General features: G+C 53.3%; 9 protein-coding genes and 1 pseudogene. 2 read left to right on the top strand and 8 right to left on the bottom strand.

Going from position 1 to position 8428, the window contains the following annotated elements:
* Window positions 1–405: pseudogene (locus tag V7Z60_RS07490) on the top strand (hypothetical protein); the annotation flags it as partial.
* 312 nt (window positions 406–717) lie between these two features.
* On the opposite strand, the gene V7Z60_RS07495 reads toward V7Z60_RS07490, so the two are convergent.
* Genes V7Z60_RS07495 through V7Z60_RS07520 form a run of 6 tightly spaced genes read right to left on the bottom strand, consistent with a single transcriptional unit; the run spans window position 718 to window position 5713 of the window.
* Window positions 718–1476 (bottom strand): MurR/RpiR family transcriptional regulator, encoded by a 759-nt coding sequence (locus tag V7Z60_RS07495; protein ID WP_334117215.1) that lies wholly within the window; start codon window positions 1474–1476, stop codon window positions 718–720.
* Window positions 1477–1513: 37 nt separating this feature from the next.
* A complete protein-coding gene (locus V7Z60_RS07500) occupies window positions 1514–3178 on the bottom strand; it encodes a glycoside hydrolase family 13 protein (RefSeq protein ID WP_334117216.1) in 1665 nt (554 codons plus the stop codon).
* Window positions 3178–3603, bottom strand: coding sequence for a PTS sugar transporter subunit IIA (locus tag V7Z60_RS07505; RefSeq protein WP_334117217.1), 426 nt, complete (start codon window positions 3601–3603; stop codon window positions 3178–3180). Before V7Z60_RS07505 ends, V7Z60_RS07500 begins: the two co-directional genes overlap by 1 nt.
* Window positions 3604–3618: 15 nt before the next feature.
* Window positions 3619–4434 (bottom strand): PTS system mannose/fructose/sorbose family transporter subunit IID, encoded by an 816-nt coding sequence (locus V7Z60_RS07510; protein ID WP_334117218.1) that lies wholly within the window; start codon window positions 4432–4434, stop codon window positions 3619–3621.
* Complete coding sequence (locus V7Z60_RS07515; RefSeq protein WP_334117219.1) at window positions 4418–5215, bottom strand: PTS mannose/fructose/sorbose/N-acetylgalactosamine transporter subunit IIC; 798 nt, start codon at window positions 5213–5215, stop codon at window positions 4418–4420. Before V7Z60_RS07515 ends, V7Z60_RS07510 begins: the two co-directional genes overlap by 17 nt.
* 18 nt (window positions 5216–5233) lie before the next feature.
* Entirely contained in the window at window positions 5234–5713 is a 480-nt protein-coding gene (locus V7Z60_RS07520; protein ID WP_334117220.1) for a PTS system mannose/fructose/N-acetylgalactosamine-transporter subunit IIB, read from the bottom strand.
* 218 nt (window positions 5714–5931) lie between these two features.
* Here V7Z60_RS07520 and V7Z60_RS07525 point away from each other — a divergent pair, with 218 nt between their 5' ends.
* Window positions 5932–6828 (top strand): LysR family transcriptional regulator, encoded by an 897-nt coding sequence (locus tag V7Z60_RS07525; protein ID WP_334117221.1) that lies wholly within the window; start codon window positions 5932–5934, stop codon window positions 6826–6828.
* 75 nt (window positions 6829–6903) lie between these two features.
* Here V7Z60_RS07525 and V7Z60_RS07530 read toward each other — a convergent pair whose 3' ends face one another.
* Both V7Z60_RS07530 and V7Z60_RS07535 read right to left on the bottom strand, forming a co-directional pair.
* Window positions 6904–7731, bottom strand: a complete 828-nt coding sequence (locus tag V7Z60_RS07530) for an SDR family oxidoreductase (protein ID WP_334117222.1) — start codon at window positions 7729–7731, stop codon at window positions 6904–6906.
* A complete protein-coding gene (locus V7Z60_RS07535) occupies window positions 7728–8246 on the bottom strand; it encodes a flavodoxin (protein WP_334117223.1) in 519 nt (172 codons plus the stop codon). Before V7Z60_RS07535 ends, V7Z60_RS07530 begins: the two co-directional genes overlap by 4 nt.
* Window positions 8247–8428: the final 182 nt, after the last annotated feature.

Below are 8428 nucleotides of genomic sequence, written 5' to 3' on the forward strand. Positions count from 1 at the left end.
GTCGAACCGGAGACGGTGAGCGTCACTGTTCCGGACGGAAACTCGAACAACAGCGGGTCATCGAACGGCAACGGTTCTGACGTCAACAAGCCGTCAGGAAATGAAAACGGCACGAATTCGTCCGTCAACGGCAATGTCGAAAATAAGTCGGACAACTCATCTTCTGACGTCAACGGTTCATCGAATGCAGGCAGCAAGACTGAAGCTGATACCTCGAAAGGCGGCAAGACAGCCGAAGCTTCTGCAAATGCATCCTCTGTCAAGAAGTCTGACGGAAGGAAAAAGGACGGCAAGTCAATTCCTCCGATGGGTGAAGCAAAAGGACATGGCATGGTTTTGGCCCTGGCAATGATTGTCATGGCAGCAGCAGTTCTTGCAGAAGAATTGAGGCGCAGAAGAAACTAGAATCATCAGACAATGGAAAAGAGAAATTGTTTTTTTGAGATCCGGTCTATGATTTCAGAATAAAAGAGCAGCCGGGAAAAACCATGGCTGAAACAAATGACCCGGGTGGTTTGCAGAATTGCAGATCATCCGGGCTTTGTTTTAGTCTGAATTGAGAGCTGGCAGGCATTTACGGACTCATGAGCGCTCGGCTCCACACCCTGATTCCGTAATCCCGTCCTGGTGCACTGCATTTGACAGTCTCAGAATCTTCAGTCAACAAAAGAAGCGCTTCACGTATTTCTTCCAATACATGAAACGCTTCTTTTACTTTTATTCGTCAAATAATACGAACTCGCGGTACTTCCTGGCAAGAATGCCTAAGATGACGGGAAGGCATGTCATGGACTTCATGTCATCCCCCGGATCCGGAGTCGGGATGACGCTTGCCTCATAGTAGAGCTGGTAGTCGGCATGACCGCTCAGGTAGTTTCTCGAGAATTCCGTGATGGAGCACAGCGGCACCTGTCTGAAGTTGATGTTCTTGACCGCATCCCTGATCGATGCGGTGTTTCCGGAAAGCGAGATGATGATGACGAGGTCGTCTGCCGTCAGCTTGCGGGAGATGCGGTTGAGGTTGGTGACGCCGTCAAGCAGGTAGTTTCTCCTTCCTGCAATCAGCAGGTCGTTTGAGAATTCGCGGGCGAAGTTTGCCTGCGAGAAGCCGGTCGGGTAGATGTAGAGTCCGTCGGCTTCATGGATGGCCTCGATCAGGGGCTGGAAGTTGACCTGACGCGAGTACTCGAAGGTCTTTTCGATGTCGCGTCTCAGCTGCATCTCAAGGTCGGTCGGGACGATCAGGTCAGTCTTGTAGTCCTGTTCCAGCTGAAACTTCAGGTCGGAAAATCCGCGGAATCCCAGTTTTCTTGCAAGCCGCAGCACACTGCTCTTGGAAGACAGCGTGGCCGTTCCGAGTTCGACGATGGACGAATTGATGACGTCTGCCATGTGCTGTTCGATGTAGCGGACGATGTCGCGGTCGTTTTCAGACAGTTCGTCAAAGTGCATTCTTACATTGTCTTCAAAGCTCATTTTGCCTTCCCCCTTCAGACACTCAGTATATCACATTTCAGGCCTGCTTTCTGGAGATGACGAAGGCTTCGTACGGTTTCAGGATGACCGTTCCGCAGCACGGGGTACGGTGGCAGCTTGAAATGAGCATTTCCCTGCCGGCGAACTCTTCAGGAATTTCGAAGCGCACCGGATCTTCTGAAAACGAGCAGACGACAAGCAGCTGTTCTTCTGCATTCGTGCGCGTGAAGCTGTATACGCACGAGTCATCCTGGTTCAACGCCCTGTATTTTCCGTCAACGATGACGTCATGCGTGCGGCGGAGCTCAATGAGCTTTCTGTAGTACCAGAAGACGGAATCGGGGTCTTCCAGGGTTTGTCTGACGTTGATGTCCCTGTTGTCTGCTGAATACGGAATCCATGGCCTTGCAGAAGAGAAGCCGAAGCCGTCGTCCCATGGCATCGGCGTTCTTGCGTTGTCGCGCGAACGGAGGTAGAGGATGCGCCTTATCTCGTCTTCACTCAGGCCGTCTGACCTGAGCTCCTCAATCATGTTGAGGGATTCGATGTCCCTGTAGTCGCTGAGGGATTCGAACGGAACGTCCTTCATGCCGAGTTCTTCGCCCTGGAAGATATAGGGCGTGCCCTTCATCATGTGCAGCAGGGTGCCGAGCATCTTGGCGGATTCGACGCGGTATCTGCCGTCGTCACCGAAGCGGGTGACCGCTCTTGGCTGGTCATGGTTGCTCCAGTAGAGCGAGTTCCAGCCGCATCCTTCGAGCCTGTCCTCCCATTTTCCCATGGCATTCTTCAGGTCGCTTAGCTTGAAGCGGACGTTTGAGAACTTGCCGTGCTCGCCGTAGTCCAGGTGCATGTGGTCAAACTGGAAAACCATGTTCAGCTCATGCCGGTCGGGATCAGTGTAAAGGACTGCCTGGTCACTTGTGGTGTTGGCGGTCTCTCCGACCGTGAGGCAGTCGTATTCTGCGAGAACTTCGCGGTTCATCTCCTGCAGGTATTCGTGGAGATGAGGTCCGTTTGATGCGCCGAAGTAGTAGTTCTTGGAATATGGAAGGTCTTCCGGTGCGTCGGGGAGGCCTTCTTTCTTGCTGATCAGGCTGATGACGTCCATGCGGAATCCGTCGATGCCAATGTCAAGCCACCAGCGCATCATCTTGTAGACGGCCTGGCGGACCTTTTCGTTTTCCCAGTTGAGGTCCGGCTGTTCCTTTGCGAAGAGGTGCAGGTAGTACTGGTTTCTTTCAGGGACGTATGTCCAGGCAGAACCTCCGAAAGTCGAACCCCAGTTGTTCGGTTCCGAGCCGTCTTTTTTCGGATCGCGCCAGATATAAAAGTCTGAGTACTCGTTTTCTCTGCTCTTCTTCGATTCGAGGAACCATTCATGCCGGTCGCTCGTGTGGTTGACGACGAGGTCCATGATGATTCTGATGCCTCTTTCATGTGCCTTTGAAAGCAGTTCCCTGAAGTCGTCCATTGTGCCGTAGTCGGGGTTGATTCTGTAGTAGTCTTCAATGTCGTAGCCGTTGTCGACCAGCGGGGAAACGTAGATCGGGTTCAGCCACAAAACGTCTATACCGAGCTTTTCGAGATAGGGCAGCTTTTCGATGATGCCCTGCAGGTCGCCGATGCCGTCACCGTCCGAGTCATTGAAGCTTTGCGGATAGATCTGATAGACAACGCTTTTCTTCCACCAGTCGCTCATCATTCATCCTCCTCGTCAGTTGCCGCTTCCGCAAATATGTCGTTGACGTAGACAATCTGCTGTCTTGCGTCTTCCAGACAGGTTCTCAAAAAGTCTTCATCAACGTAGCCTTCTTCCGGCAGCGCCATGATGACCGACATCACGGCCGGCAGGTTCATCCCGGCGATGACATGGAAGTGCGGATTTGCAAGGTATTGCGTGAATGCCTGATTGACCGATCCTCCGAGCAGGTCGGTGAAGACCAGCACCTCGTCTTCTGACAAATCCAGTCCCTTGAGTGCCTCTGCGATTTCATCGGCGACGGGAACGTTGTCGAGATAGGCGCTGATTGCCGTTACGTCGGCCACATTTGGGGCAATGTAGTCGAACGTGTCCTTCAAGCCGTCAGCGAACCTGTGGTGGCTTGCAAAAATAATCTTACGCATGGAAATCTCCTTTCTTTAAGCAGGAACCCTGAGGATGCCGAAGTATGAGCAGACAAGCGAGATGACGATCAGACCGAAGATGATCTGGATGACCGTGAACTTCTTGCTTGAAATCAGCTTGTAGATGCCAAACGTCAACAGGACCGGCAGAAGTGCGGGCATAATCTGGTCTAGAATCTGAGTCTGAATCGGCATCTTGACCTTGCCTGTCTGGAAGACGAGCGCAACCTGCATCTTGACGACTGAAGGAATCAATGCGCCGACAACGGTCAGGCCCATGATCGATGCTGCTTCCGTGAAGACGGACAATTTGTCGCCGAGTGCCGTCACGAGCTTGAGACCTGAATCATATCCGATGTCGAACAGCTTGAAGCGGAAGAACAGGAAGAAGATGTTTAAAAGAAGCCAGATGATGGCTCCCGTCGGGTTTCCCTGAAGGCCCATGTAGGCTGCAATCGAGCCGATGATCGTCGGGTAGAGCACCCAGATCAGAGTGTCGCCGATGCCGGCCAGAGGTCCCATCATGCCGGTCTTGAACGACTGGACGGCTTCAAGTGAGTCAACGCCGTCCTTTTCCTCCATGGCAAGGCTTGCGCCGAGAAGGAGGTTGGCCATCCAGGTTGTCGTGTTGAAGTACTTGAAGTGGTTGTTCAATGAGGCCTTGTAGTCCTCGTCATTAGGATAGATCTTTCTTAAGGCCTTGTTCAGTCCGAAGACCACGGCAGGCCCCTGCTGGTTTTCGTAGTTGAATGTGTTGCATGCCATGAACATATAGCGGAATGCCGCTTCTCTGATGTCTTTTTTCGTCAGTGTCTTACTCATCAAAATCATCTCCATCTTCTTCGACTGCGCCGGCTTCTGCCGTTGCCGCAGACTTGCTCATGCTGGTTGTAAAGTAGTAGTACGCAATTGAAAGACCGACCAGGGAAACCCCGAGGATCGGCATGTTGAGGTAACCTGCCAGGACATAGCCGACAATGAGCATCGAAAGATACTTCTTGACCGGCATGACCTGAAGCAGAAGGACGATGCCGACGACAGGCAGAAGCGAGCCGGCGATCGAGAGTCCGTTCGTGAACCATTTGGGAACGACGGCAAGGATCTGCGAGACGATCTGCTTGCCGAAGATCACGCAAAGCGCCGTCGGCAGGGCCGTTGACAATGCAAAGATTGCCGGTCCGATCCAGAAGATCCTGTTCATCTTCCTGAATTTGCCTTCATTCATTGCCTTCTGGGCTGCGTGCGTTACGTAAGTGTTGAGAAGCTTGGCGATGACGTCAAGCTGAATGCCGAGCATCCCGACCGGTACGCCGACCGCAAGTGCCACGGCCTTGGCGTCCGCAATGTTGTGCGTCGTGCGGATTGCGACGTAGATTCCGACGAGTGAGGCAAGGCCCCAGTTCGGGACGGATGATCCGCCGATGTTGGCCACGCCGAGCGCCATCAGCTGGAACGTGCCGCCGATGACCATTGCCGTCTTCATGTCGCCCATGATCAGGCCGACAAAGAGTGCGGCCATGATCGGAAACCATGTCGTAAGGACGAGGCCCTGCTGGTCAAGCACCATCCATGCCGAGAAGAGGACCACGAGAATACCCTGAATAACTGCCATTATGACTCACCTTCCATTCTAGTCCCTGATGTACTTGTCAAACGGTTCGTCCGGGTCTGACGGAACGAATCGGAACGTCACCGGCACGCCGCGCTTCATCAGTTCCCTGAAGTCCGCGATTTCCTTGTCGTTTACGGAAACCATCTTCTTGACCGTCTTCTTGTCCGGTCCGTCGAACATGATGCCGATGTTGACCTTCGGAATCATGACGCCGCCGTCAAGCAGCCTGAGCAGTGTTTCCGGCTCCTTGACGATCAGGAAGACGTTGTGGCTGTCGTACTTGCCGGCATTGAAGTTTTTGATTGCCGTTTCCGTGTCGATGATGGACATGCCGGTTCCGGCCGGCTTGCTCATGCGCATGGCTGCCTTCTGCGCCTCGTCTTTGCTGATGATGTCGTCAACGACCATCAGTCTCCTGGCCTTTGTCTCTCCGGCCCATTGCGTAACGACTATTCCGTGGATGAGCCGCTGATCTATTCTTGCCAATACCAATGTCATGATGTATCTCTCCTTTGAGTATGTTTTTACTGTATTTGCTTACAAATCAAGCATACTTTAGAATTAAACCGTTTACAATGGGTTCGGCGCGTTCGGGGACATGGTGCGCGATGTTGGAAAAAGTTCCAGGAAGATGACACCTTTTCCCGCAGATGCAATTGACATTCAGAACTTGTTCGCCTAGAATTCGAAATGAAGAACAGGACGGAAGGGAGGAAATGCTGATGCTGTTACGGCAGATGCGCTGTTTTGCCAGCGTCGTTGAATGCGGAAGCTTCACCGAGGCGGCGGAACGGTGCTTCATTTCACAGTCCGCTGTTTCCCAGCAGATCAAATCACTTGAGCAGGAACTGGGGGTTTCGCTTCTTCTACGGAAGAACAGGGGCTTTTCCCTGACTCCTGCCGGAAGGTACTTTTATGAAGGGTGCGTCAGGATACTGAAGGAAGCAGACGAGCTGAAGGAAAACACCACGCGGATGGGAACCGGCTCGAAAGCAAGTCTCAGGATCGGGTACCTGAATTTGTACAACGGTCAGGAGCTCTACCAGGCGATTTCCGAGTTCTCTGGATCATTTCCCGAAGTTTCGATTGAAATTTCACCCGGAACGCACGAACAGCTCTACAACGGTCTTCGTTCGGGCCGGATTGACATGGCATTGAACGACCAGCGGCGTGCATTTTCCAGCGAGTACGTCAACTTCGTCCTGAAGAACTGCGGATGTCTGGTTGAGATTTCCTCGCAGAATCCTCTTGGCGAAGAAAAGAGCGTGACCATGAGGGACTTGAGGAACCTTCCCTGCATCCTCGTTGCACCGGAAAGCCAGCGGAAAGTTGAGGAAAGGTACTATTCGGAAACGCTCGGTTACGAGAGCAGCTTCCTGTTTGCCGACTCGCTTGATGCGGCCAGGCTTCTTGCCATAGGGGGAAGGGGCTTCATCCCGTTAGAGGAGGCCGGGGAGCTTCCTCCGCCAAGTCCCGGGCTGAAGCGGATTCCGCTGGTGAACGGAAGCGGGCGCCTTGCGAGAAACTACTGCTTCTTCTGGCGCCGTGAGCGGACCAACCGCTACATTGAACGATTTGCGAACATCCTGCATGACCTGGTCAGGGGAAATTGACGGAAAAAGCGCGTGTGAAATGCCGGAAGAGACGTTTCACATGCGCTTTTCGATTGAGCTCTGCATTTTACGGAATCATTCCGCAGGCCTGAGCGGGCCGTAGAAGTATGATGCGGTTGCGCCGCCGTCAATCAGGAAGTCCGAGCCGGTGATGAATGCGCCCTTTTCGCTCATCAGAAGCTCGGCAACGCCTGCGACCTCATCAGCGGTGCCCGGACGTCCTGCAGGACACTTTTCGAACATGTTCCTGTAGAAGTCTCCGCGGGGTCCGTTGAACTCGTCAATCGCAAGCGGCGTGACGATGATGCCGGGCGAGATTGAGTTGATTCTTGCGCCGCGCTGCCCCCACCTGACCGATTCGGCCATGACGCGCTTTTCGTTGCAGCGCTTGGCCAGCTGGTAGGCATGGAGGGTGTCGCGGATGTTTTCCGGCCTGAGCATGTCAAGTCCGAGCAGCTCGTCTGCCGGGGTCGTTGCAAGCAGTTCGTCCTCTTCAGGTGTCAGGGCAGGCATCCTGTGGCCGCTCTGGCTTGAAATGGTGATGCCCGTGCCGCCTTCTGCAATCACCTTGCCGACTTCTTCCAGCAGGACGGCCGTTCCGTAAAGGTCAACCTTCAGGATTGCCTCAATCGGGGCCTGGCTTGGCGAAACACCGGCTGCATTGACCAGCATCCTGATTTTTCCGTAGCTTTCTGCCGTCTTGATCAGATTTCTGACTGACCTTAGGCTTGAGAGGTCCATTTCCACGCTGACGGCGTCAAAGCCCGCGTTGTTCAAGGTATTTGCCGTCCTTTCGGCATTTTCAATATTTCTGTCACCGATGACGATCTTCATTCCGAAACCCATGCGTCGGGCGATTGCCATGCCGATCTGTCCGGCTCCTGTCAGAATCATTACATTCATTTCGTTATTTCTCCAATCCATCTTTCAATCACTTCATCCGAGTCATCCGTCAGATGCCCTGTAATCGGCAGTCCCGGCCTGACATCGGCCTTCGGGCAGGCCTTCTTCACCCAGCGCATGCTGTTGCCAAGGCCGCTTCCTTCGTGCGTGCAGAACGGACAGACCGTCTTTTTGGCCGTGTCGATTCCCTCAAGGAACGTCATGACGGGCATCGGCATCATTCCCCACCAGATCGGATATCCGATGAAGATGACGTCGAAGTCGTCCATGTCGGGCAGATTTCCGGCAAGGGCCGGCCGCACACCGCTTTTCAGTTCCTGTTTTGCCTCCTCGGTCCGTTTTGTGTAGTCCTTTGCATATGTCTGAACCGGCCTGATCTCATAAAGTTCCGATCCGATCAGCGCGCTGATCTTTTCAGCAGCCTTTTTCGTATTTCCCACCGGAAGGTCCACGACCTGTCCGTTCCAGTAGTTCTGTCCGCTGACTGAGAAATATGCAGTGAGAATTCTTGTCATGTTCAAATCACTCCTTACAGTGTCAATTTTACATGATGGGGAGGATGATTCAATTTCGATTGGAGGACTTTCGGATAAGTTCAGCTTATGTGAAGGCAGTTGTTTGACTGATTTTGGCCGGCATCAAGCAAGGTGTGAGAAGCAGCGGTTATGAGCCGTAAGCTAAGCTTCTGTCTGACGCA

It is taken from the genome of Ligilactobacillus sp. (genome assembly GCF_036846325.1).
GTDB lineage: Bacteria > Bacillota > Bacilli > Lactobacillales > Lactobacillaceae > Ligilactobacillus.